Raw genomic sequence first — 25,458 nt, 5'->3', positions numbered from 1 at the left:
TTCATCAAGAGCGGCTAATACAACTCAGCGAAGCGGCCCTGGCTAGGCGTTCCGTCGCAGGCAGTACAAGGGTACGACCAGACGGGACAACGACGCCAGGGGCGTTGTGTGAGCCGCTCCAAAATCACCGAGGCGTGCCAAAGCCGCCGCCACCCGGCGTGTGGACTTCAAACACATCGCCCGGCTGCATCTGCACCTGGCCAATGTGGTCGAGCAGCTCCACCCGGCCATCGCTGCGCACCACCCGGTTGATGCCCACCGCCCCCGGCTGGCCGCCCGCCATGCCAAACGCGCCATGGTGGCGGCCGTTGGACAGAATGCTGGCCGTCATCGGTTCCAGAAAGCGCACCCGGCGAATGCCGCCATCGCCGCCCTTGTACTGCCCGGCACCGCCAGATCCCTTGCGGATCTCGTAGCCCTCCAGCCGCACCGGGAAGCGGAACTCCAGCACCTCGGGGTCCGTCAGGCGCGAGTTGGTCATGTGGCATTGCACGACGCTGGTGCCTGCAAAACCGCCAGTGAGCTGCCCATTGGTATCCCACACGCCGCCCGCGCCGCTGCCGCCCGAGATGGTCTCGTAGTACTGGTAGCGCGTGCTGCCAAAGGTGAAGTTGTTCATGGTGCACTGCCCCGCCGCCATCAGGCCCAAGGCGCCATACAGCGCATTGGTGATGCAGGTCGAAGTCTCCACATTGCCCGCCACCACCGAGGCTGGCGGGTTGGGGTTGAGCATGCTGCCCGGCGGAATGATCACGTTGAGCGGCTTGAGACACCCCGCATTGAGCGGAATGTCGTCATCCACCAGCGTGCGGAACACATACAGCACCGCGGCCATGCACACCGCCGTGGGCGCGTTGAAGTTGTTCGTCTGCTGCGGGCTGGTGCCGGTGAAGTCGATGGTGGCGCTACGGCTCTTGGCATCCACCTTCACCGCCACGCTGATCTGCGCACCATTGTCCAGCGGCAGCGTGAACGCGCCGTCCTTCAGGCGCGTGATGACGCGGCGCACGGACTCTTCGGCGTTGTCCTGCACATGGCGCATGTAGGCCTGAACGACGTCGAGGCCAAACTCGCCCACCATGCGGCGCAGCTCCTGCTGGCCCTTCTCATTCGCTGCGATCTGCGCGCGCAGGTCGGCCATGTTCTGCTGTGGGTTGCGGCTCGGGTACTCGCCGCTTTGCAGCAGCGCAATCATCTCCGCCTCGCGCAGCACGCCGCGCTCGACCAGCTTCACGTTGTTGATCTGCACGCCCTCTTCCTCGATGCGCGTGGAGAACGGAGGCATGGATCCCGGCGTAACTCCCCCCACATCCGCATGGTGCCCTCGGCTGCCCACATAGAACGTGGGCGCGGCCTCGTCGGCAAGGTAGACCGGCGTGATCACCGTGATGTCTGGCAGGTGCGTTCCACCGTGGTACGGATCGTTGAGCACGTACACATCACCCGGCTGCATCTTGCCGGTGTTCTCGCGGATCACGGTCTTGATGCTCTCCCCCATCGAGCCCAGGTGCACGGGCATGTGCGGTGCGTTGGCGATCAGGTTGCCCGCGGTGTCGAACAGAGCGCAGCTGAAGTCCAGGCGCTCCTTGATGTTCACCGAGTACGCCGTGTTCTGCAGCTGCAGCCCCATCTGCTCGGCAATGTTCATGAACAGGTTGTTGAACACCTCCAGCAGCACTGGGTCCACCGTGGTGCCCACGGCATGCTGCACGGCGCGCGCCACGCGGCGCGTTAGCAGCAGGTGGTCCAGGTCGGTCAGTTGGGCCTCCCAGCCGGGCTCGACTATTGTTGTGGCGTTCTTCTCGGCGATGATGGCGGGGCCGGGGATCACGTCGCCAGGGCGCAAATCCTCGCGCACCACCAGGGCGGCGTCGTGCCATGCGGCCATGCCGTCCACGCCACCGGTGTACATGCGCACGGTGCTGCGGCGCGGCACCTCGCGCGCGGGCTGCAGCGTGTGGCGTGGCTCCACCGGTGCGTCGCCGGGCACCACCGCCTCGACCGACACGGCTTCCACCACCAGCCCCTTGCCTTGCATCAAAAAGGCGAAACGCTGGCGGTACGCCTGTTCAAACGCTGCAGTGATCTCGGCCAAGGAACCCAGCGGCACGATGAGTGCCGAATCACTGCCCTCATACCGCACATGCACCCGCCGGTGCACCACAGCCGTGCCACTGCCCGTCTGCTGGCGCTCCAGCTCGGTGCGGGCGGTGGTGGCCAGTTGCTCCAGCGTGGCTTCAATGCCTGCCAGCGCCTCGGGCACGAGCTTGGTTTCCACGGCCTGTTCGCGGATCACGTTCTGGTCCGCCAGACCCATGCCGTAGGCGCTGAGCACCCCCGCCAGCGGGTGCACGAACACGCGCGTCATGCCCAAAGCATCGGCCACCAGGCAGGCATGCTGACCGCCCGCGCCGCCAAAGCACTGCAGCGTGTAGCGCGTCACGTCGTAGCCGCGTGCCACGCTGATCTTCTTGATGGCATTGGCCATTTGCTGCACAGCGATCTGAATGAAGCCGTGGGCTACATCTTCGGCCTTGCGCCCAGTCTGCGTGGCGAGGGCATCAAATTTCTGCACCACGGCATCGCCGTCCAGCGCCTCGTTGGCGCCGTGGCCAAACACCTGGGGGAAATGCGCGGGCTGGATCTTGCCCACCATCACGTTCGCATCGGTCACGGCCAGCGGGCCGCCCCGGCGGTAGCTGACAGGGCCGGGGTTGGCACCGGCGCTTTCGGGGCCCACGCGGAAGCGCGCGCCGTCAAAACCGAGGATGGAGCCACCACCGGCCGCGACGGTGTGGATGCTCATCATGGGCGCGCGCATGCGCACGCCCGCCACCTGGGTCTCGAACTCGCGCTCAAACTCGCCCGCGTAGTGGCTCACATCGGTGCTGGTGCCGCCCATGTCAAAGCCGATGACCTTGTCGTGGCCTGCCAAACCGGCTGTGCGTGCCATGCCGACAATGCCGCCTGCAGGGCCCGAGAGTATCGCGTCCTTGCCCTGGAACACCTGCGCATCCGTGAGGCCGCCCGACGATTGCATGAAGAACAGCTTCACGCCCGGCATCTCGCTCGCCACCTGGTCCACATAGCGGCGCAGGATGGGCGAGAGGTAGGCATCCACCACCGTGGTGTCGCCCCGGCTCACCAGCTTCATCATGGGACTGGTAGCGTGCGATGCACTCACCTGCGTAAAGCCCGCTGCGCGCGCAATGCGGGCCGCAGCCTCTTCGTGTGCGGTGTAGCGATAACCGTGCATGAACACGATGGCGGCGCTGCGCAGGCCCGCGTCGTAGGCGGCCCACAGGCGTTCCTTGAGGTGGTCTTCATCCAGCGGCTCGATCACCTCGCCCTGCGCGCCCACACGCTCCTGCGCCTCGATCACGCGCTCGTACAACAGCTCGGGCAGCACGATGCGCCGGTCAAACAAACGCGGGCGGTTCTGGTAGGCGATGCGCAGCGCATCCTTGAAGCCCTTGGTCGTGATGAGCAGCGTGGGCTCGCCCTTGCGCTCCAGCAGCGCGTTGGTGGCCACCGTGGTGCCCATCTTCACGCACTCCACCAGCTCGGGAGTCACCGCCTCGCCGGGCTTCAAACCCAGCAGGTGGCGGATGCCCGCCACAGCGGCGTCCTTGTATTGCTCGGGGTTCTCGGACAGCAGCTTGTGCGTGACCAGCGTGAACGATCCATCCGGGTTGGGGCGTCGGCCCACCACGTCGGTGAAGGTGCCGCCACGGTCGATCCAGAACTGCCAGCGCAAAGGCATGAAGGGTGCAGAAGACGACATGCTCAAGGTGCCTGTGTGTAGAAGGGAACAAACAAACGCGTGGCGTCGTTGCCCACGGTGCGCACCCACTCGCGCGAAAATTTTTCACCAAAGCGGTTGATGTCTTTGCTCAGCTCGGGCGAGATGCGGTCAATCGTCATACCGTGGCTGCGCAGCTCGTTCACCGACGCCCGCAGTGCCGCCTCGCTCAAGGCCCAGCCGCGCTCTTCGGCGGCCTTTGCGGCCTCCAGCACGGCCTTGCGCGTGGCGGGCGACAGGGCGTCCAACGCCTTCTTCTGCACAAATACCAGGTTCTTCGGAATCCAGGCGTTGAGCTCGTAGTAGTACTTGGTGTGCGTCCAGATCTGGCTTTCCACGCCCGTGAGCGACGAGGTGATCATGGAGTCAATCTGCCCAGAGGCCAGCGCCTTGGGGATGTCGGGCGCGGCCACGTCCACAGACTGCGCCCCCAACAGCTCGGCAATGCGCACCGTGGTGGCGTTGTAGGTGCGCATTTTCAGGCCCTGAAAATCTGCCTTGGTGCGCACGGGTTTCACGGTAAAAAGGCCCTGTGGAGGCCAAGGCACGGCATACAGCGGCACCACGCCCTTTTCATCGATCAGGTGCTTTTCAAGCAAGGGCGATTGGTACTGCCACAGGCGATGGGCGTCTTTGTAGGAGGACACGATGAAAGGCACCGAGTCAGCCCCCGCCAACGGCACATCCTTGACCATGGCCGACATCAGCATCTCACCCGCCTCGGCCTTGCCCGACTGCACGGCGCCCAGGATTTCTGGCAGCTTGACCAGGCTGTTGTTGGGGTGCACCGCAATCTTCAAATCCCCTGCCGTGGCTTTCTCCACATCGCGCGCAAACTGCTCAATGTTCTGCGTGTGCAGCGTCTCTGGCTTGTAGCCCGTGGCCAGCTTCCACTGGGTCGCAGCCCTCGCATCCCCCACACCCGCGCCCATCACACCCACAGCCCCCAGGGCACCCATCACCGTACCCAGCATCTCACGTCGTTGCATCCCATAGCTCCCAATTAACGAATCAAAATCGAACCTGCCTCGCTTCGGCCCCATCTCACAAAGACGCGGCCGAGCGTGCGGCCTGGTCGTACATGCCCGAGAGCACACGCAGCAATCGGGCCAGCTCCCCAATGTCTTTGTTCAGTGCGTCGTCGGCCTTGAGCGCATCGATCAGGCACGACTCGCGGATATCGCGGTAGCGCTGCACATGCGATCGCCCCAGGTCGGTGGCAGCATAGGTCACTTCTTTGCCGCTTTTGTGCGAGGCCACCACGCCCAGGCCTTGCAGCTTTTTGAGGGCGTAATTCACCAAGTGCGTGTCTTCCACATTCATGATGAAACAGATGTCTGCCAGACGCTTGTCGCGCGCGCGGTGCGTGACGTGGTGCAGCACCAACACATCCAGCGGCGTCAGGTCCTTGAGGCCAGCGGCCGCCATGCAATGCACCACCCAGCGGTGAAAGGCATTGCCCGAGACGATCAGCCCAAACTCAAACTCGCTCATCTCGGCACTGCGGGCCGACACCAGATGGGCCGACGAAACAATGGGGCCAGACTCTGCCCTGCGCTGGGTCTTGGGGGCTTGCTGCGTCTTGGCTTTTGCAACGGCGACTGGCTTGGCTGGCATGAAAACCCTCTCAAACATTCGACTGGCACAAGATGTGCATGCGGTTTTATTGTAGGCACGTTGACAATAATTTGATGCCATTTTGTTGACGTTCAGGCAAAACACCTAGCGCGCCACAACAGGCATCCGATACAGTGGCACGTCACTTTTCATTGACCTCAACCCTGCGGAGATCTCCCATGAAGCGTCGCATTTTTTCCGTCACTGCCACGGCCCTGGCCTGTGGCATTTTTGCTTCTGCTGCGCAGGCGCAAACCAAGTGGGATTTGGCGGCGGCCTACCCGGTCAGCAATTTCCATACGGAAAACCTGATGCAGTTCGCCAAGGACGTGGATGCGGCCACCGCAGGCAAGCTCAAGATCACAGTGCACGCCAATGCCTCGCTGTTCAAGGCCAACGAAATCAAACGCGCCGTGCAAGGTGGCCAAGCCCCGGCTGGCGAGGTGCTGCTGGGCAACTTCGAAAACGAAAACCCGCTGTACGGTGTAGACGGCATCCCGTTTGTAGCCACCTCGTATGCCGACTCCAAGCGCCTGTACGAAGCGCAAAAGCCCTACCTCGACAAGCTGCTGGGCAGCCAGGGCATGAAGCTGCTGTACGCCGTGGCGTGGCCTCCGCAAGGCATCTATTCCAAGAAGGAACTGGGCTCCGTGGCCGACCTGCGGGGCATCAAGTGGCGTGCCTACAGCCCCGCCACGGCCAAGATCGCCGAGCTCATCGGTGCGCAGCCCGTCACCATCCAGGCGGCCGAGTTGTCGCAGGCGCTGGCCACCGGCGTGGTCGAAGCCACCATGACCTCGGGCTCCACCGGCTACGACAGCAAGATCTACGAAAGTATCAAGCTCTTTCACGACACCCAAGCTTGGCTGCCCAAGAACGCGGTCATCGTGAACAAGAAGGCCTTTGACGCACTGGACAAGCCCAGCCAGGACGCACTGCTCAAGGCATCGACCGAGGCTGAATCGCGCGGCTGGAAGCTCAGCGAGGACAAGACCGAGTGGTACAAGAAAGCCCTGATCGAGAAGGGCATGAAGATCGTCACCCCCGCGCCCAAGCTCATGGCCGACATGCGCCAGGTGGGCGACATCATGCTGAGCGACTGGCTCAAGAAGGCAGGCCCTGACGGGGAAGCCATCATCGCGGCCTACCGCAAGAGTGCCCCCGCCGCCGCACCGGCCAAGAAGTGATGCTGCGCCGCTGTCTCGACTGGATCTACCTGGCCGCTGGCGCTGCTGGCGCGACGTGCATTGCCCTGATCTGCGTGCTCATGATCGCGCAGAGCATCATGCGCGAGCTGGGCCTGCGCACAGGGGCCATCAACGACATCGTGGCCTGGTTCTGCGCAGCGGCCGCGTTTCTGGCCATGGCCCATGCCTTCAAGCACGGCGACTTCGTGCGCGTGACGCTGCTGCTGGAAAAGCTCTCGCCGCGCCGATGCCGCCAGCTCGAGGTGGTGTCGCTGGCCATCGGCTCGGTGGCCGTGGGCTACCTCATGTGGGCGGCCTGCAGCTACACCTACGAGAGCTGGGAGTTCAACGACATTGCGCAGGGCCTGCTGCCCATGCCGCTGTGGATTCCGCAGCTGAGCTTTGCCTTCGGCTCGGTGCTGCTGTGGGTGGCCGTGGTCGATGAATTCATCATCGTGCTGCGCGGCGGCGTGCCCACCTTCGTGCGCGCGGTGGAGGAGCGCCATGCGAAGGGCGACTTTTCCTCTGACATATGAAGCCCCCCTGAGGCGCTGCGCGCCTTCCCCCGGCGGGGGACGCCACCCCTGGCCCGGCAAAGCCGGTTCCACGGTGGCACTGGTTTTTTGCCGCGCCCGTTTTTGCGTTGCACTGCAAGCGCAGTGCGGTGTGAATACCGATAACAACAGGCTGCATCGGGCATAGCACCCGCAGCCCAGAAAGTTCGATATGGATATCTTGATGGTGGGTGGCGTCCTGCTGCTGCTCATGATGGTGCTGCTGTCCGGCGGTGTGTGGATCGCCATGACCTTGGCGATCTGCGGCTGGGTGGGGCAGGCGTTCTTCACGTCCACACAACCGGCCAAGAACCTGTTTTCCGCCTTTTGGGAAAGCAATGCGAGCTGGGAGCTGGCCGCCCTGCCCCTGTTCATCTGGATGGGCGAGATCCTGTTTCGCACCAAGCTGTCCGAGGAAATGTTTGAGGGCCTGCGCCCCTGGCTCAACCGCATTCCCGGCCGGTTGATGCACACCACCATCCTGGGCTGCGGCATCTTTGGCTCAGTCTCAGGCTCGTCGGCCGCCACCTGCGCCACCATCAGCAAGGTCGCACTGCCCGAGCTGATGAAGCGTGGCTATGACGAGAAGCTGGCCCTGGGCTCGCTGGCCACGGCGGGCACGCTGGGCATTTTGATTCCGCCCTCCATCACCATGGTGGTGTATGCCGTGGCGGCCGATGCATCCATCATCCGCATCTTCCTGGCGGGCTTCCTGCCGGGCATCCTCTTGATGCTGCTGTTCTCTGGCTACATCGGCTGGTGGAGCCTGCGCAACCCCGACAAGGTGCCCGCAGCCGACCCACCCACCACGCTGCGCGAAAAAATCCGCCTGTCGGGCAACCTGATTCCCGTGGGTGTGCTCATCGTCTTCATCGTGGCCGTGCTCGTCACGGGCTACGCCACCGCCACCGAATGCGCGGCCTACGGCGTGGTGGGTTCGCTGGGCCTTGCGCTGTGGAGCCGCTCGCTCACCTGGCAGAACTTCAAGGAAGGCCTGATGGGCACCACGCGCACCAGTTGCATGATCATGTTCATCCTGGCGGGTGCCGCCTTCCTCACCAAGACCATGGCCTTCACTGGTATCCCGCGCGAGCTGGCCGAATGGGTCAACGCCATGCACCTGTCGCCGTTCGCGCTGATCAGCGTGCTGGTGCTGGTGTACCTGGTGCTGGGCACGGCGCTGGACGGCATCAGCATGATCGTGCTCACCAGCGCCGTGGTGCTGCCCATGATCCAGCAGGCCGGGTTCGACCTGATCTGGTTCGGCATCTTCATCGTGCTGCTGGTCGAGATCGCCGAGGTCACTCCGCCTGTGGGCTTCAACCTCTTCGTGCTGCAGAACATGACGGGCAAGGACAGCAACACGATCGCGCGCGCTGCCATCCCGTTCTTCCTGTGCCTGGTGGTGTGCATTGGCCTGATCACCTTGTTCCCGCAGATCGTGACCATCCTGCCCGATTTGGTGATGGGCAAGGAACAATAAGCGCAGCCACAGGCGCCCTGCAAGCCTCGCGCGCAGGTGGGCGCAGGCAAGGCGCAGATGGTGCCAAGCCTGCCATCGTCTTGGCCTAGAATCGCGCCCCATGATTGCCCCCCTTGCCATCTGTATTGGAGCCAGCTTGGGCGCGCTTGCGCGTTGGCAACTGGGGCTGTGGCTGAGCCCCGGCGGGCTGATACCTTGGGGCACCCTGGCCGCCAACCTGATCGGGGGTTACCTGATTGGCGTGTGCGTGGCGGTATTCCAGGCCCTGCCCCAGCTGGACCCAGCCTGGCGCCTGGCCTTGGTCACCGGCTTTCTCGGCGGCCTCACCACGTTCTCCAGCTTCTCTGCCGAGGTGGTCAGCATGCTGCAGCAGCAGCGCTACCTGATGGCCTTGGGCACCACGGCAGTGCATCTGCTGGGCTCCCTGGTGCTGACCGCGCTGGGCATTCACAACGCTACTCTTTTGATAGCTTCTCGCGCTTGATATACAAGCCTTCAGCCCCATATAGAACGACAGTGGCAGCGCATGCTCCGGCCACTGGCCCCTCCTCCATTTGCACCTCTTGAATCAGACCTCTATGGAAGCCAACACCCAACTCAACGAACGCCGCCTGGCCGATGCCTGGGCTGATCTGCACACACACGCTACCAACGGCAACCCGCTGCACTCTGACGCATACCGCATGGCGTTTGCCGATCCTGAGTTCCTCTTCCGCCGCGAAACGCGCGGCATCCGCTTCCAGCTTGAAATGCTCAAGCCCGACCTGGGCCAGGCCGACCAGGGCATTGAAAACACCGTGGTGGTGTTTGGCAGCGCCCGCTTTGTCGACCCCGAAGCCGCGCAAAAACAACTGGCCGATGCCCAGACCAATGGCGACACCACGCTGATTGCCCGCGCCAAGCAGGCCGTGCGCAATGCCCAGCACTACGACCTGGCCCGCCAGTTCTCGCGCCTGGTCGCCCAATACAGCAATGGCAAGCCCGAGTCCGAGCGCCTGTACATCTGCACCGGCGGCGGCCCCGGCATCATGGAAGCCGCCAACCGCGGCGCGCACGACGAAGGCGCGCTGAACGTGGGCCTGAACATTGCCCTGCCCCACGAGCAAAGCGGCAACCCCTACATCACGCCCTCGCTGTGCTTCAAGTTCCACTACTTCGCGCTGCGCAAGATGCACTTCATGATGCGCGCCAAGGCCCTGGTGGCCTTCCCCGGCGGCTTTGGCACGCTGGACGAGCTGTTTGAAGTGATGACGCTAGTGCAAACCGGCAAGGCCAAGCCCGTGCCCATCGTGCTGTGCGGCACCGCGTTCTGGAAGAAACTCATCAACTTCGAGGCGCTGGTCGAAGAAGGCACCATCTCGGCGCAAGACCTCAAGCTCTTCCACTACACGGACGACCCGCAGGAAGCCTGGGACTACATCAAGGCGTTCTACCAGCTCTGAGCGCCACCGCTGCCCAGCCCCGAGACCGGGCCGGGCTGGGCTCCAAGGGCCCGTCCTATTCTGGCGAAACCACGGACGACGCAACGCCCCACGCGTCGTCAAACACCACGCTGGCCAGCGGTGCACGCTGGGCCCAGCGCTCTTGCTGCAGCATGGGCTCTTCGTAAAAGCCGTGCACCGGCCCCAGGCACAGCAGTGCAATGGGCTCGGCCCCTGCTGGCATGCCCACCAGCGCGGCCACGGCAGCCGGGTCGAAGATGGACACCCAGCCCATGCCCAGGCCTTCGGCGCGGGCGGCGAGCCACAGGTTCTGGATGGCGCAGGCAGCAGACGCCAAGTCCATGCGCGGCAGCGTGCGACGGCCAAAGATGTGGGCCTCGCGCCCATCGGCCAAAGCCACTACCAACAGCTCGGCAGCGTCGAGCACCCCTTGTACTTTGAGCCGCATGAACTCCTCGCGCCGCACACCCAGCGCATCGGCGGTGAGCAGGCGTTCGGCCTCTACCACCCCGTGCAATTGCTGGCGCAGCACAGGGCGTGTGATGCGGATGAAGCGCCACGGCTGCATGAAGCCCACGCTGGGCGCGTGGTGTGCCGCCCGCAGCAGCCGTTGCAGCACCTCGGGTGCCACCGCACCGCCCGCAAAGTGGCGCATGTCGCGCCGCTCGTCAATGGCGCGGTACACCGCACGGCGCTCGGCCTCGGTGTAGGGCTGGGCTGGAACGGTGGGCGTGGTGGGCTCTGTTGCGGACATGGGTACAAACAGAGCGCTCAGTCCTCAATGCCGCGCTGCGCAGGCACCCCGGCCTTGAACGCGTGTTTGATGAGCTTCATTTCGGTCACCGTGTCGGCCAGCTCGATGATCTCTTCAGGGCAACGACGGCCCGTGAGCACCACGTGCACGTCCTTGGGCCGGTCGCGCAGGGTTTGCAGCACGCCTTCCAGCGGCAGCCAGCCGTAAATCAGCGGGTAGGTGATTTCGTCCAGCACCACCAAAAAATGCTCGCCCGCCATGATGGTGGCGCGGGCTTTTTCCCAGCCATCGCGGGCGAGTTGGGCAGAGTGCTCCAGGTCCTGGCTCTTCCAGCTGAAGCCGTCGCCCAGGCCTTCGATGGGGATGCCGATCTGCTCGAACATGCGGTGCTCGCCAAAGCGGGCCGTGGGCACTTTCATGAACTGGTAGATCTTGACGGCCTTGCCCCGGCCATGGGCGCGCAGTGCCAGGCCAAAGGCGGCCGTGCTTTTGCCCTTGCCGTCGCCGGTGTTGACGATGACGAGGCCACGGCGCTCGCCCTCGGGTTTTTCGTAGCGCTTTTCGGTGGGGGCGGCTTCAATTTGCATGGGGTGGGCTCTCGTTCAAATCATTGGAAGGTGGCACAGCCGTAGCGTGCAACTGCGGCAGCGCCATCCATTGCCCGGCCACGCTGTGGATGGCAATGCGGCGGTCAAACACGCGTTCTACGGCGCGGTGGGTGGCGGGGTCTGCCGCTGCGCCGTGGTGCACCACACGGCCACGCGCCAGCACGGCCACGTGGTCGGCCTGCAGCGCCATCGAGACCTCGTGCAGCACGCTGACCACGGTCTTGCCCTCGGCCACCAGCGCGCGCACCAGCAGCAGCCAGTCGGCCTGGTGCGGGGGGTCGAGGTTGGCCAGGGGTTCGTCCATCAGCAGCACCTGGGCCTGCACGGCCAGGGCACGGGCCAGCAGCACGCGCTGGCGCTCGCCGCCCGACAAGCCCCCCAGCGTGCGCTGGCGCCAGTCCCACGCGTGGGTGGCGCGCAGGGCTTGCTCTACCGCCGCGTGGTCGGCCGCGCTGGGCGGGGCCAGCCAGGGCTGGTGCGGCAGGCGGCCCAACATGGCCACGTCGTACACGGTGAGGTCGTCGGCCGCGGCTTCGTTCTGCCCCAGCCACGACAGCGCCCGCGCCTTGTCGCGCCGGGGCCAGTCGGCCAGCGCGCGGCCCAGCAGGTGCACCGTGCCGGTGTGCGGCATCAGCCCCGCCAGTGCGCGCAGCAAGGTGGATTTGCCTGCGCCATTGGGGCCGACGATGCTCGTCCAGCACCCGGCCAGCAGCGGCAGATGAATGTCTTGCAATATGGGGCATTTACCCACGCTAGCGCCCATCTGGTGAGCGTGGATAGCTATTATTTCAGGAGCATGCAATGTGGTCACAGCACGCCCCCTTGTCCGGTGCGCCGGTGCATCAGCCACAGCAGGTAGCCACCGCCCAGCACGGCCGTGAGCACGCCCACCGGCAGCTCTTGCGGGGCAATCACCCAGCGGGCCAGCACATCGGCGCCCATCAGCAACACGCCGCCCATCAGGCTGGCCAGCAGCACCAACCAGGCGTGGGTGACCTTGGCCATGGAGCGCACCAGGTGCGGCGCAGCCAGCCCCACAAAGGCGATGAGCCCCGTCTGCGCCACGGCGGTGCCGGTGGCCAGGGCCAGCACCGCCACCAGCGCCAGGCGCATGGGGGCCAGCGGCAGGCCCAGGCTGGTGGCAGTGGCCTCGCCCAAACTCAACCCATCGAGTGCGCGGCTGAACACCCAGGCCGCTGCGGCGCACACGCACCAAGCCGCGGCCATCAGCACGCAAGACGCCCAGCCGATGAAGCCCGCACTGCCCAGGTTAAAGCCCTGCATGGACGGAATGATGTCGGGCGCGGCCAGCGTGATGAGGTCTTTGACAGCACCCAGCACCACGCCCACAATCACCCCGGCCAGCAGCAGGCGCAGGGTGTGCTGCACGCCACGCGCCAGCTGCAGCGTGAGCAGCACGGCCAGCACAGCGCCCACAAAGGCCGCCCCCGTGAGGCCCAGCTTGGCCAGCCACACGGTGGCAGGCGCCACGCCAAACAGCGCCATGGCCAGCGCCACGCCCAACGATGCGCCCGAGGCACTGCCCAGCAAGAACGGGTCGGCCAATGGGTTGCGAAACAGCCCCTGCGCCACGGCGCCCGCCAGGCCCAGCAGCGCCCCCGCCTGCCACGCACCCAGGCTGCGCGGCAGGCGAATGTCCCACACGATGCGGGCAGCCAGGGGGTCGTCGGCCAGGCGCAGCACGCTGTCAAACCCGGTGCTGCCCACGCTGGCACCCAGGCCGGTGAGCAGCACCGACAGCGCGGCCAGCGCCAGCAGCAGCCACACAGCCCGTTGGCGCGATGGGGTCACGCCCGCATGGGGCGCAGTGATGCGGACGGCGGCGGGAGGCAGAGTGGAATCGCTCATGGCCGGGTGGCTGGGGAGTTGGCCGTCTGGGGTTTGCGGGCCATTTTGTCGTTGATGCACTGGGCCATCAGCCGGGCGGCCTCGGCCATGCGGGGGCCGGGGCGCACCACGGTGTCCGAATCGTCGGGCCCATACACGCACAGGCGCTGCTCGCGCACGGCCTTGATGGTGTCCCACCCTGGGTACGGCACCATGTTCTGCATGCTGCGGTTGCCCATCATGATGAGGTCGGGGTTGGCGCGCACCACAAACTCGGGGTTCAGGCGCGGAAAGGGCCCCAGCGAGACGGGCACGATGTTCTTCACGCCCAGGCGCGTGAGCGTCTCGCCAATGAACGACGACTCGCCCGCGCCGTAGGGGCCGCGGCTCACTTCAAAGTACACGCGGGTGTTGCGGGCCTCGGGCGCCAGGCTCTGAGCGGCGGCAGACACAGCGGCATCGATCACGCGCCACACCTTGCGCGCGGCATCGTCGGGCTGGCCCAGCAGGCGGGCCATGGTGCCCAGCACGCGCTGCACGTCGGCATGGGTTTTGGGCTCCAGCGTGACGACCTTAACGCCCAGCGCCTCCAGCCGCTCGCCCGCGCGGGATGAGACGGACATCACCACCACATCGGGGCGCAGGGCCACGATGGCCTCGATGTTGGGGTCCAGCCCACCGCCCACCTTGGGCAGCTTTTGCACGCTGGCGGGGTAGTTGGAATAACGGTCCACGCCCACCAGGCGGTGGCATTGGTCGAGCGCGCAGATGGTTTCGGTGAGCGATGGCAGCAGGCTCACGATGCGCTGGGGCGGGCGCGACAGCGTCACCGCACGACCCCGGTCGTCGGTGACCTGCACGGGCTGCGCCCGCGCCAGTCCGGCCATGAGCAGGCCCAGAACGATGAGGATGGCGATCACCCAGAGGATGCGGCGCACGGGGATGGGTTTCATAGTTCTATCTCAGTGAATTCGTTGCTGTACAAAGCAACCCACCGCGCTCGAAACTGGCTCGATCCAGACCAGGGCCGTCGTGCAAGGGCCGCCCCGCCGCACGGACGGCGTTCCCCTCCCGCGAAGCGAGAGAGGGGGAAGGCGCGACGCGACTCAGGGGGTGATTCATTTCAGTTTCAGCGGCAAGCCTGCCGCCATCAGCGTGACGCGTTCGCACACCTGCGCTACTTGCTGGTTGAGCACGCCCAGCGCATCCACAAAGGCCCGTACTTCGCGGCCCATGGGGATCACGCCCAGGCCGATCTCATTGCCCACCAGCACCACGGGGCCGGGGGCTTTTTCAATTGCTATCAAAAAATGAGCTGCTTGCGCTTTCCAGTCAAGCGCCAGAGCCTGTTTTTGTTTCAAATCCAGAGCTTCGTCCCCAGCGGGCATGAGCCAGTTGGTCAGCCACAGCGTGAGGCAGTCCACCACCACCAGCGTGTGCGCGGTGCTGTGCTTTGCCAGGGCGGCTGCCAGGTCGCGGGGTTCTTCCAGCGTTTGCAGGCCGGGCACGCGCTCGGCCCGGTCGCGCTGGTGGCGGGCAATGCGCTCGCGCATCTCACCGTCCCACGGCTGGGCGGTGGCGATCAGCACGGCGTTGTGTGCGGGCGACTGGGCCAGCCAGTCGCGCGCCAGCAGCTCGGCCCGGCGGGACTTGCCGCTTTTCTGACCGCCGAGGATCAGCTCGGAGCGGCTTTTTGGCATGGTTTGGCTCACGCAGTCACTCCACCCAGCAGGTGCGCCACGGCCACGGGGCTGGATGGGAACCACGCGTGGAAGTAGCTGGCGTGGATGCTGCCCAGGCGGTACAGCGCCTCGCCCGCATCGGCCGCCACCGGCTCATCGGGCCGCGAGGTGCGCGACACCACCGGTGCATCGCTTTGCGCGGTGGAGTAGTGGAAGGTGTGCCCACGCAGCGTGCGCCCATCCACCACCAGTTGCTGCGGGCCCAACGCGGCCAGGCGCTTTTGCATGCGGACATGTCCGGGCAGCAGGCCCCAAGCGGGGTGCGTGCTTCCGTCGGTGTGGGTGATGGATTCAAACAGCGCCATCATGCCGCCGCACTCGGCCCACAGGGGCTTGCGCTGCAGCACATGGGCCATCAGGCTGGCCTTCATGCCGGTGTTGGCGGCGATGCGGTCGGTGTGCAGCTCGGGGTAGCCACCGGGCAGCCATACGGCGTCGCATGGGGGCAATGCAGCGTCATCCAATGGCGAGAAAAACACCACGCGCGCGCCCAGTTGCTCCAGCGTTTGCAGGTTGGCGGCGTAGGTAAAGCAAAACGCGGCATCGCGCCCCACGGCCACGGTGCGGCCCGCCAGCAAGGGCGGCACAGGCCGGATGTCGTCCGGTGCGGGGAAATCCACCGCCCAGCGCTGCAAGTCTTGCGCGGCCATCTGGCCCAGCGGGGTGGCGGCCAGTGCGTCGGCCGCAGCGTCCAGGCGCTGGGCGCTGTCGGCCAGCTCGTGCGCAGCCACCAGGCCCAGGTGGCGCTCAGGCAGCAAGGCCGCGCCTTTTTTGCCGGCGCCAGCAGGCTCTTCGCCATGGCTCACGCGCATCAACGCGCCCATCCAGTCGGCGCTGTCACGCAGGCCATCGCGCAGCATCTGCGCATGCCGCTCGCTGCCCACGCGGTTGGCCAGCACGCCGGCCCAGGGCATGTCTGCGCGGTAATGTTGCAGGCCAAAGGCCAGCGCGCCAAAGGTGCCCGCCATGGCCGATGCATCGACCACGGCCATCACGGGCACGCCAAAGCGCTGGGCCAGATCGGCCGCGCTGGGTGTGCCGTCGAACAGGCCCATCACGCCCTCGATGAGGATGAGGTCGTTGCTTTGCGCCGCTGCATGCAGGCGCTGGCGGCAATCGACCTCGCCGTTCATCCACAGGTCCAGCTGGTGCACCGGCTGGCCGCTGGCGAGCTGGTGCCAATGCGGGTCCAGAAAATCCGGCCCGCACTTGAACACCTGCACGCGCAAGCCCCGGCGCGTGTGCAGCCGCGCCAGCGCCGCCACCGCCGTGGTCTTGCCCTGCCCCGAGGCCGGGGCGGCAATCAACAAGGCGGGGCAGCGGGCAGCGGCTTGCGCCATGGCCTGCAAGGGGGCCGATGGGGTCACTGCGGTGCCCACTTCAGGCCCACAAACAGCGTGCGGCCTGGGGTGGCGTAGGTGCGAGCCAACTGATAGTCCTTGTCGGCCACGTTGTCCACGCGGGCCAGCAGGGTGTAGTCGCGCGCAATGCGAGTGCTGGCGTACAGGTTGACGAGGGTGTAGCCGCCCAGCACGTTGGTGTTGGCAATGGTGTCGTAGCGGCGGCCCGAGGCCTGCACTTCTGCCCCTAGCGTCCACCCAGCCACCACGGTATCGGCCCCGAAGGTGCCGTGGTGCTTGGCGCGGCGGGCCAGTTGCTTGCCGGTGTCCAGGTCACGCGGGCGCTGCAGGTCGAGCGAGCCGCGCAATTGCACGGGGCCCACGCGGTGCGATGCGGCCAGCGTCACGCCCTTGTATTCGGCACGGGCGGTGTTGGCGTAGCAGCCAAACGTGGAGGCGCAAGGCCCTGTACCTGCAAACGAAATCAGGTCACTTACCCGGTTGCGAAACGCCACGGCCGAGAAGGTGCTGCTGCCCTGGGCATAGCGCAGGCCGAGCTCGGCGTTGCGCGCGGTTTCAGGGCGCAGCGAGGCAACACCGTACTGGCTGAAGCGCTGGTACAGCGTGGGTGCGCGGAAAGCGGTGCCCACCGATGCCGTGGCGCGCCACTGCGGCGTGATGGCGTAACCATAGGCCACGCTGCCCGTGCCCTTGCCACCAAACTCGCTGTCCTCGTCGTGGCGCACGTTGACCTGCACCGTGTGCCCGCCCGCGTTGTAGCCATAGCCCAGTGCCACCCCGTTTTGCGAGCGATCGCGGTCGATGGGGTTGTTCTCCAGGTGGTCTTCACGGCGCTCCAGCGCGGCCGTGAGCTGGTGGGCGCCCTGGCGCCATTCGTTCTGGAACAGGTAGCCGCGCAGGCGCGTGTCCGACAGGTACACCGAGGGCTTGGTTTCGTATTCGTCGCGCGAATCGGTCACGCTGAACTTGGTCTTGTAAGCGCTGCTCCACTGCGCCTGCCAGTTCAGCCCCAGCGCGTGCATGGTGTGCAGGTTGCGGTCGTCATTGCCAAGGCCGCTGTCGTAGCCGCTGTTGGTGTCGCCCGCCATCAGCGTGCCTTCCAGGCGGTGCACTGCATTGAGCTGCACGCCCACGCGGGCATTGCCAGCGGTATTGCGGTAGCCATCCTTGTCAGGGTTCTGGCCGGCAATGGGGCGGGCGTTGAAACCGTCGCTCTCATCGCGCAGCAGGCCCAGGGCGTAATCGACCGTGCCACTGGCGCCGCTCACACCGGCTTCGAGCTTGGTGGTGCCCCGGTTGCCCACGCCCACAGAAACGAACGGCGCGAAGCCCTTTTCACCGCGCTTGGTAAAGATCTGGATCACACCGCCCAGGGCGTCAGAGCCATACACCGCGCCCGCAGGGCCACGCAGCACTTCGATGCGGTCAATGAGCCCGAGCGGAATGGCCTCCCACGCGGCGCCACCGGTGGCCTGGGAATCCATGCGCACCCCGTCGATGTACACCGCGGTAAAACGTGATTCGGCACCGCGCAGAAACAGGCTGGTCTGCGTGCCCGGGCCGCCATTGCGCGACATTTCCACCCCTGGCAGGCGGGCCAGCAAATCGCCCAGGCCGGTGGCGCCACTGCGCTCAATGCTGTCGCGGTCCACGATGGAGACATCGGCCACCAAATCGGACAGTGGCTGCTCAGTGCGCGTGGCGGCCACTACGGTTTCAGACAAAGAAGGTGCGCGCAGGTTTTGCGCCAGCACCGTGGTACCTGTGGTTTGGGCATGGGCAGGCACCGACAAGGTGCAAAGCCCAGTGGCGGCCAGGGCCATCAGGCCAGGGCGCAGCGACAACAGCGCCTGCTTGCGGGCGTGGGGGGTGGGGTACTTCATCGTGGGGGAACTCAATCAACAAACAACCCGTGCCGGCCTCCCCGCCAGCGTGTGGGTGATACGGCTGCGCAGCGACACCATGGGTCGCGCACAACCACCGTGTTGGCCGGTATCCGGGCTGGCGGAACACTCTCCAAGGCCTTCCCAGGGGCTTGTTCAAGGCCCCCAGTGGCGTGTGTGAATGGAGAGAGGATCAAGCGATCCGTCCGCTGACCGTTGCGGGGGCAGCGCAGGCCGGGCATGCCACCGTGGTGGTCGCCTTCCTGCTTCCCGTTGAACTGCAGCCTGTGAACCAAGCAGCGAGCACCAACTCGCGGATTTTAGGGCCTCTGCATCCCCCGCCTGGAACAGACGACCCTACAATCGAGAGCTGTATGGCAGAACCCTCCACCACCGATCAGATCGCCGAGCGTGTTGAGCGCCTTTTGGTACGCCACGCCGAGTTGCAACGCACCAATGCCTTGCTGGCCGATCAAGTCAGCGCCCTGACCCAGGAGCGCGATTCACTCAAATCCCGCCTGAACGCAGCGCGCGGCAGAATCGACGCCTTGCTGGAGCGCCTGCCTTCCAACACCGCGCCCGTCGCCCCCGCCCCCACCAAGGAAATCGAATGAAGCAAATCGAGGTGCAGATCCTGCAGCAAAGTTACCTGCTGGCCTGCCCCGAGGGGCAAGAATCGCGCCTGTTGGATGCCGTGGAGCGGGTCGACACCGCCATGACCCGCATCCGCGATGCCGGCAAAGTCCGCGCCCGCGAGCGCATCGCCGTGCTGGCTGCGCTGAACCTCGCTTTTGAAATCGCCGACCGCGATGCAGCGGCGGCCAAGGCAGCAGCACAGCCAGTGCACACCCCTGCCCCCACCCTGGCGGCCTCAGCCCCCAGCGATGAAGAAAACCAGCGCCTGCAAAGCTTGCTGGGCCGCCTGGACCAGGCGCTGGAGCAAGACGGCCAGCTGCTTTGACGGTGCTGGCTGCGGCCACCCCGGGCAGACTGCCCACGGTGTGTTTCGGCTTTTAGGCATATTTGCACGGGCCAGATGGCGGGCCCCGTAGCCGCCAGCCCAGAGAGCGCGCACATCGGCCACCGCGTTTGACCCAAGCGTGGCAAACCCTCCCCAAATACATCACCGCTTTGCCTGCAACCTCCAGGCCAAAGGCCTACAATGGCGAGGTCTGCGGTGCTGTCGGGCTTTATATTTCCTTGAACCAATGCTCCCTGAGCTCGGGCTTGGTAATTGCCTGGTGAGCGTGATCGTCTCGCGTCAGATGAACCCAACGTCAGGCTGCCCTCGCCCCCCTGAACCCCCGGTTCAGGATGCCGGTCCGGTGGCATTCGCAGACACCTTCTTCTTACGCTTGGCCCTCTCGGTGCGAAGCGCTGCCGAGCAGCAGCTCGGGCCCCACTCCAACACTTACGGTACCCCTCCCTTATGCTGGATCCTCTGCTGATTGTTGAGTTGGGCGTTCTGGGTTTGTGCACCGGCTTTCTGGCCGGGCTGCTGGGCATTGGCGGCGGCATGCTGCTAGTGCCATTTCTGACCTACATCCTGGGCACCAAGCAGGTGGGCCCAGATTTGGCCGTGAAGATGGCCATTGCCACATCGATGGCCACCATTGTGTTTACCTCTATTTCCAGCGTGCGTGCGCACCACAAGCGCGCAGCCGTGCGCTGGGACATCGTGACCAATCTAGCCCCTGGCATTGTGCTGGGCAGTTTGGTCGCCAGCCTGGGGGTCTTTGCTCTGCTCAAAGGCTCTTTTCTGGCCATCTTCTTTGGCCTGTTCGTCAGCTTTTCTGCCACGCAGATGTTTCTGGACAAGAAACCTGCCCCCACACGGCAAATGCCTGGCACGGCGGGCCAGATGGGTGCAGGCGGGGTGATTGGATTTTTGTCAGGCTTGGTTGGCGCGGGCGGCGGCTTTGTCAGTGTGCCGTTCATGACCTGGTGCAACGTGCCCATCCACAATGCGGTGGCCACCAGCGCTGCGCTGGGCTTTCCGATTGCCTTGGCCAACGTGATTGGCTATGTGCTGGGCGGCCAGTCAGTGGCCGATTTACCTGCAGGCTCGCTGGGCTATGTGTGGCTGCCAGCACTGGGCGTGATTGCCACCTGCAGCGTGCTGACCGCCCCATTGGGCGCGAAAGCAGCCCACAACTTGCCCGTGAAAAAGCTCAAGCGCGTGTTTGCCAGTCTGCTTTTTGCACTGGCGGCCTATATGTTCTGGAAAGGTGTGCTGGCGTCTTGAACCGCGCCAGGGCACCGCGTTGTGGGCAACTGCAACGCCGCCCAACAAGCATCAGGCCGCTGCCGCAACGCCCTGCTCTTGCATGCGCTGCGCCACCTTGCCGGGGTCGGCCAGCAGCAGGCGAAAGTCTTGCGCAGGCAACCCTGGCGCGCACAGGAATCCCTGGAAGTGGTCACACTGCATTTGCTGCAACATGGCTTTCTGGGCCACGGTCTCAACACCTTCGGCCACCACAGCGATGCGCAACGCGTGTCCCATGCTGATCACGGCACTCACGATGGCATGGTCACCATCATCGTCGGGCAAGCCGCGCACAAAAGACTGGTCCACCTTGAGCTTGTGGATGGGGAGTTTCTTCAGATAGCCCAGGCTGGAGTAGCCCGTCCCAAAGTCATCGATGGCCAGACTGACCCCCAGCTTGGCAAGCACCCCCAGGCGCTGCGCCATCTCCTGCGCGTCCTGCAGCAAAATGCTCTCCGTCAGCTCCAGCTCCAGCAAGGTCGGTGGCAATCCGTGGGCGGCCAGCAAAGAGACCAGTCGGCTCACGAAATCGGGCTGCAGAAACTCCAATGCCGACACATTCACCGAGACAACAATGGGGTTTCCGGACTGCATCCAGCCCGCAGCCTCCCGTATCGCCTGCTCCATCACCCAGGCCCCAGCGTGACGATATAGCCAGACTCTTCGGCCAGCGGAATGAACGCCCCCGGTGACACAGGACCCATTTCTGGATCCGTCCAACGGATCAGCGCCTCGGCTCCCGTGATGCTCCCCGTGGTTAGGCTGACCTGCGGCTGGTAGTGCACCGACATGTGGTTCAGGCCCAAGGCCTGGCGCATGGCATGCTCCAGCTTCATGCGGGAGAGCAGGTTGGCATTCATCTGCGGCTGGTAAAAGCCGTAGCTGCCCCGGCCACGTTCCTTGACGCGGTACATCGCCGTGTCGGCCTGCTTGATGAGGTCGTCCAGCGAAAGCCCATCGTGCGGGAACAACGCAATGCCAATGCTGCACTGGATAGAAAACCCCATGCCATCCAGCCCAAAGGGGCGCAGCATCTCGTCCAGAATGCGGCGCGACACCGCTTCTGCAACGGTGGCATCGCCGCTATGCAGGTAGATGACAAACTCGTCCCCCCCCAGTCGGCACAGCATGTCTGTTTGCCGAAGGCAGGTTTGCAAACGTTCGGCCACCAACTGCAGGACCCGATCGCCAAACGGGTGCCCGAGCGAGTCATTGATGATCTTGAAGCGGTCCAGGTCCAAAAACAAGATGGCAAAACTGCCGCCTTGTTGCTGTGCCGCGGCAATGGCCGCCTCCGCGCGCTGCGCCAGCAACAAGCGGTTGGGCAACCCCGTCAACACATCGCTGTAGGCAAGTTCCTCAATGCGTTTCTGTGCGGCGTGCTGCACCGTGAGATCGCGCATGAAGCCAATGCTCTGCATGACTTGCCCGCTCTCGTCGTGCAGGGCCACCCAGGACAACTGCACAGCGCAGTCGCTCCCCATCTGGCGCGGCATCCACAGCTCCCCCTCCCAAAACCCCGACGTCTTCCAGCCCTCGCCCACCCGCTCCATCAGCAGTGCATCCTCCAGAGGCCTGAACAGCGAGGCGGCCAACTGCCCCTCATAAAAGGGGGCGGCAGAGCCCATGAGTTTTTCGCAACCCGGGTTCATCCGCAAGATCCGATGCTGGCGATCGGCAATGAAGATAGCGTCCAGACTCGACTCGAACACCCTGGCTGCCAACCGAAGACTGGCTTGGGCTTCTGTCTGGCGCGTGATGTCACGGAATGAATAGACCCGCCCAACAGGCAAGCCACGGCTGAGCTGCGGGACAGACCGGCGCTCCAGTACCGTGCCAGCGCTCAGCTCCAGAATATCGGTGCTTTCTTGCATCGGGTCGGCCATGATGGCCGCCATCCGCTCAGAGTAGCCCTGCGGGTCGCGCACCTGATCTGCCATGTGGGCAAAAACGGCCGGGTCATCACGGCGGGTCAACATGTCTGGCGAGATGTGCCACAGCTTGACCAAACGCTGGTTGAAAGCCCGAATGCTGCCATCCATGGCACATACCAGCATCCCGTCTGCCGCAGAGTCCAGCGTCGCCCTCAACTCCGACAGCAAAGTCTCCAGCTCCAACTCGGTCGCTTGCTGTTGGCTGCGGTCCATCATCGCCAACAAGAATGCCGTGCCGCCCCCCGGCAATGGCACGCGGCGCAACTGCCGCTCCACCGCAATCAGCGCGCCATTGGCATGCAGCACACTGGTTTCAGAGTGGATGCCGTCCGCGATGGCATCCACAGGCTGTACCCAAAACACATGGTCTTGCGGGGTGGCAACGAAACCCAGCACAGATTGCCCCACCAGCTCCTGAACGGTACGCCCCAACAGCTTGGCTGCGGCCCCATTGGCTGCCAGAACTGCCAGAGACTTCTCATCCACCAGGCAGACAGCCTCCAGCATCGCATCCAGCCAAGGCTGCGGCAGTGGGTATGTCACAACGCCTGAACCTCTGCTTCGACGGAGTCTGGGCTGACTGCACGCTCAAAAAAGTAGCAGATGCGCTTGCGCGGGGAGAGGTAGTCCAGCGCATCGCGAGGCAACTGCGAAGGTTTCAGGCTGCGCCGGATGCCCAGTTCTGGCACCGTCTCCAAATCCAGGATCGGGGCTTCGTCCTTGGGAATGCGCGAGTCGTGCACGATCACCCGAGGACGCAGGGGCCGCGAAGAGTTGACCGATGCCACGATGGCATAACGGTCGTTGACCAACTGGACGATGGAGCCTGGGGGGTACACCCCCATCATGCGGATGAAGGCACCCAGCACCACCGAATCAAACCGCGCCTTGTGCTGTGCAAAGATCACAGACAAGGTTTCGTGGGGCGTAAGGCCCCCTCCTCCGATGGGGCTGCACATGCGGTCATAGTGATTGACCAGCGCCACCACCTGGCTGGATCGACTCAACTCTGCCGCGCCGCGACGCAAAGGAAAACCCGAGCCATCGACCATTTCATGGTGCTGCGCGATGGTGGCCAGCACCGGTTTGCCCCAACCCATGCGCGTGGCCAACGCTACCGAGGCGGCCACATGGCCCTCGTAGCGCGAGCGTTCAGCGAGGGTCATGGAAGAAGAGACATGGGCCAGCTGCAGCGGCATGCCCATTTTTCCGATGTCGTGCAGCAACGCGGCGACACCCAGGTCATGCAACTCGGCGCTTTTCATGCCCAGCGCTTTGCCCAGCAAAAGGCTGAGCACCATGACATTCACGGGATGCAGTGCGCCGGGCTCGCCAACGCCTTCTGAGAGCAGGCGAATGACCGAGTCGCTGCTTTCGAGCAACTCATCCACACACTCTGAAACCAGCGATACCCCCTCAGCTTGCGCAGCCTGGGGCTGGTCACTGACCAGTTTCTCCATCGCCATGTACTGGCGAGTGGCCAAGCGAAAGCGCTGATCGCAGGCCAACAAAGAAGCATTTTGGGCTGCCAGCAGCAGCCTGCGCCGCAACGCCAGGGCATTCTCGGCCCCGGCGGTCAATGAGGCAGAGGGTTGATCGGCAACAACGGGCTCCGGCGATGCGGGCTCTGGGCATGCTGACGGGGTTTCGGGTTCTGGCGGAATCACGCCATGGCGAAACTCTGGATCGCTTTTCTTGGGCAGCACCTTGATTTGGGTGAGTCCCAACTCGCGCAGGGTTGCGATCTGCTCCGCGGAACCCACCCTGAAATTGCTGACGGGAAACGGATGCTGCATCCAACTCAAATCCAGCTGGATATACATGCCAATTCGCAACTGGCTGATATCGATAAGAACTGAGGTATTCACAGCGCAATAGGTGACAGTGGGGAAATGTAACAATGCCGCGACAATTGTTAAGCCCATTATCACCAGTTCTGATGGCCGCCTGAGCAAGGCGTTTACCCCCTATTTCCAGCAGTGCTTTTCTGGAAAAGAGGTCGAAATCAGACGCGAAAGCCGCAAAACCATGTGCCCAGCGGGGGCCCTCTCAGCGCACCGCTCGCCAGACGCAGAAAAATGGCTGCCTAGCAAAGGTGGATCGGCAACTCCAGCAAGATGTAAAAGCTGGCAGAGTGTGGTGAAATTGTCAAAAAGCGACCGACTGATCGCGGGCCATGCAAGCCAAAGCAGTCGGCAGACTCTTTGAACAGGTTCTTAGCAAGCAAGGCCAAGCGCCTGGCTCAACGGCACCACAGTGAAGGCTTGTACACCAAGTCCATCCACAGCGCCCACACCGCAACGCCGCACAATAGGGCGCCACTGATACGAGCCCCCCAATCACCCTGCAACGCTTGGAGGTGCTTGCGCCCCCAATGCCATGCCAGCGGGCCACCGACCAACCACAGGCCGCTGCCCACGGCGAAGAGCGCCATCGACAATGCCCCTTGCACAGGGCCGCCACTGAGTGCTGCCACCAACAGCGCAGAGTAAAGCAGCCCACAGGGCATCAGAGCCCACAACACCCCAGCCGACGCCACCCCGGCAGGGGTGCCCACCAAGGGACTGACACGCGCCCACACCGAGCGACCGGCCTGCTCCACCCAGGCAGGCTGGCGCAGCTGAACCATCATCATCAGCCCCCAACCCAGCACAGCAACGTGCATGAGCGTCCACACGGGCCGCAGCGCCATGGATTGCTGGGTGACCCAGGCCAGGCTCTCCATCGCCCAGGCCGACAAGGCCCCCAGCAGCGAATAGCCCAGCACACGGCCACTGTGAAAGGCCAACTGGCGCAGAAAAGAAGGTGCTGCGCTGCGCGGCATCCAGTGCACAGGCTGCTCTGCAGGACGAGTTTCTGCCGCTGAAGCGCCCGCCCCCACCACCGCACCGCAAGGCGCCGAACACATGGCAACGCAGTGGGTCCCACCCAGGAGCCCCATCACCAACGCCGTCCAGGCCACAGCACCAGTCATATA

At 64.7% G+C, this 25,458-nt stretch carries 21 protein-coding genes, 1 pseudogene and 1 riboswitch; of the genes and pseudogenes, 8 read left to right on the top strand and 14 right to left on the bottom strand.

Annotation, left to right across the window (positions count from 1 at the left end; genetic code table 11):
* Positions 1-124: 124 nt before the first annotated feature.
* Genes EAG14_RS08105 through EAG14_RS08095 form a run of 3 tightly spaced genes read right to left on the bottom strand, consistent with a single transcriptional unit; the run spans position 125 to position 5,419 of the window.
* A complete protein-coding gene (locus EAG14_RS08105) occupies positions 125-3,784 on the bottom strand; it encodes a hydantoinase B/oxoprolinase family protein (protein ID WP_121728552.1) in 3,660 nt (1,219 codons plus the stop codon).
* Between the two features lie 2 nt (positions 3,785-3,786).
* Positions 3,787-4,791 carry a TRAP transporter substrate-binding protein gene (locus tag EAG14_RS08100; RefSeq protein ID WP_240456968.1) on the bottom strand — a complete coding sequence of 335 codons (1,005 nt, stop codon included), beginning with the start codon at positions 4,789-4,791 and terminating at the stop codon, positions 3,787-3,789.
* 55 nt (positions 4,792-4,846) lie between these two features.
* Positions 4,847-5,419, bottom strand: coding sequence for a winged helix DNA-binding protein (locus EAG14_RS08095; RefSeq protein WP_121728551.1), 573 nt, complete (start codon positions 5,417-5,419; stop codon positions 4,847-4,849).
* Positions 5,420-5,598: 179 nt separating this feature from the next.
* Between EAG14_RS08095 and EAG14_RS08090 the strand changes: the two genes are divergently transcribed.
* From EAG14_RS08090 to EAG14_RS08070, 5 genes are all read left to right on the top strand, one after another.
* Positions 5,599-6,606: a TRAP transporter substrate-binding protein gene (locus tag EAG14_RS08090; protein WP_121728550.1), complete on the top strand. Its 1,008-nt coding sequence runs from the start codon at positions 5,599-5,601 to the stop codon at positions 6,604-6,606.
* Positions 6,606-7,142: a TRAP transporter small permease gene (locus EAG14_RS08085; RefSeq protein WP_121728549.1), complete on the top strand. Its 537-nt coding sequence runs from the start codon at positions 6,606-6,608 to the stop codon at positions 7,140-7,142. Before EAG14_RS08090 ends, EAG14_RS08085 begins: the two co-directional genes overlap by 1 nt.
* Positions 7,143-7,332: 190 nt before the next feature.
* Entirely contained in the window at positions 7,333-8,643 is a 1,311-nt protein-coding gene (locus EAG14_RS08080) for a TRAP transporter large permease (protein ID WP_205603507.1), read from the top strand.
* Between the two features lie 100 nt (positions 8,644-8,743).
* Positions 8,744-9,127, top strand: a complete 384-nt coding sequence (crcB, locus tag EAG14_RS08075; RefSeq protein WP_121728548.1) for a fluoride efflux transporter CrcB — start codon at positions 8,744-8,746, stop codon at positions 9,125-9,127.
* A gap of 94 nt (positions 9,128-9,221) precedes the next feature.
* Positions 9,222-10,085: a TIGR00730 family Rossman fold protein gene (locus tag EAG14_RS08070; RefSeq protein WP_121728547.1), complete on the top strand. Its 864-nt coding sequence runs from the start codon at positions 9,222-9,224 to the stop codon at positions 10,083-10,085.
* Between the two features lie 55 nt (positions 10,086-10,140).
* On the opposite strand, the gene bluB is transcribed toward EAG14_RS08070, so the two are convergent.
* The 8 genes from bluB to EAG14_RS08030 all read right to left on the bottom strand — a co-directional run bounded on the left by bluB (position 10,141) and on the right by EAG14_RS08030 (position 18,281).
* Positions 10,141-10,839: a 5,6-dimethylbenzimidazole synthase gene (bluB, locus tag EAG14_RS08065; protein WP_121728546.1), complete on the bottom strand. Its 699-nt coding sequence runs from the start codon at positions 10,837-10,839 to the stop codon at positions 10,141-10,143.
* Positions 10,840-10,856: 17 nt separating this feature from the next.
* Positions 10,857-11,426, bottom strand: coding sequence for a cob(I)yrinic acid a,c-diamide adenosyltransferase (gene cobO / locus EAG14_RS08060; protein WP_121728545.1), 570 nt, complete (start codon positions 11,424-11,426; stop codon positions 10,857-10,859).
* Positions 11,416-12,210 (bottom strand): ABC transporter ATP-binding protein, encoded by a 795-nt coding sequence (locus EAG14_RS08055; protein WP_121728544.1) that lies wholly within the window; start codon positions 12,208-12,210, stop codon positions 11,416-11,418. The genes cobO and EAG14_RS08055 overlap by 11 nt, the downstream gene beginning before the upstream one ends.
* A gap of 44 nt (positions 12,211-12,254) precedes the next feature.
* The gene (locus tag EAG14_RS08050) at positions 12,255-13,316 is read right to left on the bottom strand and encodes an iron ABC transporter permease (protein WP_121728543.1); all 1,062 of its coding nucleotides are present in this window, start codon (positions 13,314-13,316) and stop codon (positions 12,255-12,257) included.
* Positions 13,313-14,248, bottom strand: coding sequence for an ABC transporter substrate-binding protein (locus EAG14_RS08045; protein ID WP_121728542.1), 936 nt, complete (start codon positions 14,246-14,248; stop codon positions 13,313-13,315). The genes EAG14_RS08050 and EAG14_RS08045 overlap by 4 nt, the downstream gene beginning before the upstream one ends.
* A 165-nt stretch (positions 14,249-14,413) precedes the next feature.
* Complete coding sequence (cobU, locus tag EAG14_RS08040) at positions 14,414-14,995, bottom strand: bifunctional adenosylcobinamide kinase/adenosylcobinamide-phosphate guanylyltransferase (RefSeq protein WP_121730361.1); 582 nt, start codon at positions 14,993-14,995, stop codon at positions 14,414-14,416.
* A gap of 8 nt (positions 14,996-15,003) precedes the next feature.
* Positions 15,004-16,377 carry a cobyrinate a,c-diamide synthase gene (locus EAG14_RS08035; protein WP_121730360.1) on the bottom strand — a complete coding sequence of 458 codons (1,374 nt, stop codon included), beginning with the start codon at positions 16,375-16,377 and terminating at the stop codon, positions 15,004-15,006.
* 23 nt (positions 16,378-16,400) lie between these two features.
* Positions 16,401-18,281 carry a TonB-dependent receptor domain-containing protein gene (locus EAG14_RS08030; protein WP_121728541.1) on the bottom strand — a complete coding sequence of 627 codons (1,881 nt, stop codon included), beginning with the start codon at positions 18,279-18,281 and terminating at the stop codon, positions 16,401-16,403.
* 86 nt (positions 18,282-18,367) lie between these two features.
* Positions 18,368-18,607, bottom strand: a riboswitch (cobalamin riboswitch).
* Between the two features lie 48 nt (positions 18,608-18,655).
* Here EAG14_RS08030 and EAG14_RS08025 point away from each other — a divergent pair.
* From EAG14_RS08025 to EAG14_RS08015, 3 genes are all read left to right on the top strand, one after another.
* Positions 18,656-18,895, top strand: coding sequence for a DUF904 domain-containing protein (locus EAG14_RS08025; protein ID WP_121728540.1), 240 nt, complete (start codon positions 18,656-18,658; stop codon positions 18,893-18,895).
* Positions 18,892-19,242 carry a cell division protein ZapA gene (locus EAG14_RS08020; protein ID WP_099655846.1) on the top strand — a complete coding sequence of 117 codons (351 nt, stop codon included), beginning with the start codon at positions 18,892-18,894 and terminating at the stop codon, positions 19,240-19,242. Before EAG14_RS08025 ends, EAG14_RS08020 begins: the two co-directional genes overlap by 4 nt.
* 468 nt (positions 19,243-19,710) lie before the next feature.
* Positions 19,711-20,526, top strand: a complete 816-nt coding sequence (locus tag EAG14_RS08015) for a sulfite exporter TauE/SafE family protein (RefSeq protein WP_121728539.1) — start codon at positions 19,711-19,713, stop codon at positions 20,524-20,526.
* 51 nt (positions 20,527-20,577) lie between these two features.
* Here EAG14_RS08015 and EAG14_RS08010 read toward each other — a convergent pair.
* The 3 genes and pseudogenes from EAG14_RS08010 to EAG14_RS08000 form a co-directional block, all read right to left on the bottom strand.
* Positions 20,578-22,988 (bottom strand): annotated as a pseudogene (locus tag EAG14_RS08010) (putative bifunctional diguanylate cyclase/phosphodiesterase).
* A 32-nt stretch (positions 22,989-23,020) separates the two neighbouring features.
* Complete coding sequence (locus tag EAG14_RS08005; protein ID WP_240457034.1) at positions 23,021-24,304, bottom strand: HD-GYP domain-containing protein; 1,284 nt, start codon at positions 24,302-24,304, stop codon at positions 23,021-23,023.
* Positions 24,305-24,723: 419 nt separating this feature from the next.
* Entirely contained in the window at positions 24,724-25,455 is a 732-nt protein-coding gene (locus EAG14_RS08000; protein WP_099741460.1) for a sulfite exporter TauE/SafE family protein, read from the bottom strand.
* Between the last annotated feature and the right edge of the window lie 3 nt (positions 25,456-25,458).

The sequence above is a fragment of the Acidovorax sp. 1608163 genome, assembly GCF_003669015.1.
Lineage (GTDB): Bacteria > Pseudomonadota > Gammaproteobacteria > Burkholderiales > Burkholderiaceae_C > Acidovorax.
This window is presented reverse-complemented; position numbering and strand designations above follow the sequence as displayed.

Coding starts and splice junctions, on each gene's coding strand:
- EAG14_RS08105 (WP_121728552.1), bottom strand. CDS start 3,784: ATGTCGTCTTCTGCACCCTTCATGCCTTTGCGCTGGCAGTTCTGGATC.
- EAG14_RS08100 (WP_240456968.1), bottom strand. CDS start 4,791: ATGCAACGACGTGAGATGCTGGGTACGGTGATGGGTGCCCTGGGGGCT.
- EAG14_RS08095 (WP_121728551.1), bottom strand. CDS start 5,419: ATGCCAGCCAAGCCAGTCGCCGTTGCAAAAGCCAAGACGCAGCAAGCC.
- EAG14_RS08090 (WP_121728550.1), top strand. CDS start 5,599: ATGAAGCGTCGCATTTTTTCCGTCACTGCCACGGCCCTGGCCTGTGGC.
- EAG14_RS08085 (WP_121728549.1), top strand. CDS start 6,606: ATGCTGCGCCGCTGTCTCGACTGGATCTACCTGGCCGCTGGCGCTGCT.
- EAG14_RS08080 (WP_205603507.1), top strand. CDS start 7,333: ATGGATATCTTGATGGTGGGTGGCGTCCTGCTGCTGCTCATGATGGTG.
- crcB (WP_121728548.1), top strand. CDS start 8,744: ATGATTGCCCCCCTTGCCATCTGTATTGGAGCCAGCTTGGGCGCGCTT.
- EAG14_RS08070 (WP_121728547.1), top strand. CDS start 9,222: ATGGAAGCCAACACCCAACTCAACGAACGCCGCCTGGCCGATGCCTGG.
- bluB (WP_121728546.1), bottom strand. CDS start 10,839: ATGTCCGCAACAGAGCCCACCACGCCCACCGTTCCAGCCCAGCCCTAC.
- cobO (WP_121728545.1), bottom strand. CDS start 11,426: ATGCAAATTGAAGCCGCCCCCACCGAAAAGCGCTACGAAAAACCCGAG.
- EAG14_RS08055 (WP_121728544.1), bottom strand. CDS start 12,210: ATGGGCGCTAGCGTGGGTAAATGCCCCATATTGCAAGACATTCATCTG.
- EAG14_RS08050 (WP_121728543.1), bottom strand. CDS start 13,316: ATGAGCGATTCCACTCTGCCTCCCGCCGCCGTCCGCATCACTGCGCCC.
- EAG14_RS08045 (WP_121728542.1), bottom strand. CDS start 14,248: ATGAAACCCATCCCCGTGCGCCGCATCCTCTGGGTGATCGCCATCCTC.
- cobU (WP_121730361.1), bottom strand. CDS start 14,995: ATGCCAAAAAGCCGCTCCGAGCTGATCCTCGGCGGTCAGAAAAGCGGC.
- EAG14_RS08035 (WP_121730360.1), bottom strand. CDS start 16,377: ATGGCGCAAGCCGCTGCCCGCTGCCCCGCCTTGTTGATTGCCGCCCCG.
- EAG14_RS08030 (WP_121728541.1), bottom strand. CDS start 18,281: ATGAAGTACCCCACCCCCCACGCCCGCAAGCAGGCGCTGTTGTCGCTG.
- EAG14_RS08025 (WP_121728540.1), top strand. CDS start 18,656: ATGGCAGAACCCTCCACCACCGATCAGATCGCCGAGCGTGTTGAGCGC.
- EAG14_RS08020 (WP_099655846.1), top strand. CDS start 18,892: ATGAAGCAAATCGAGGTGCAGATCCTGCAGCAAAGTTACCTGCTGGCC.
- EAG14_RS08015 (WP_121728539.1), top strand. CDS start 19,711: ATGCTGGATCCTCTGCTGATTGTTGAGTTGGGCGTTCTGGGTTTGTGC.
- EAG14_RS08005 (WP_240457034.1), bottom strand. CDS start 24,304: ATGTATATCCAGCTGGATTTGAGTTGGATGCAGCATCCGTTTCCCGTC.
- EAG14_RS08000 (WP_099741460.1), bottom strand. CDS start 25,455: ATGACTGGTGCTGTGGCCTGGACGGCGTTGGTGATGGGGCTCCTGGGT.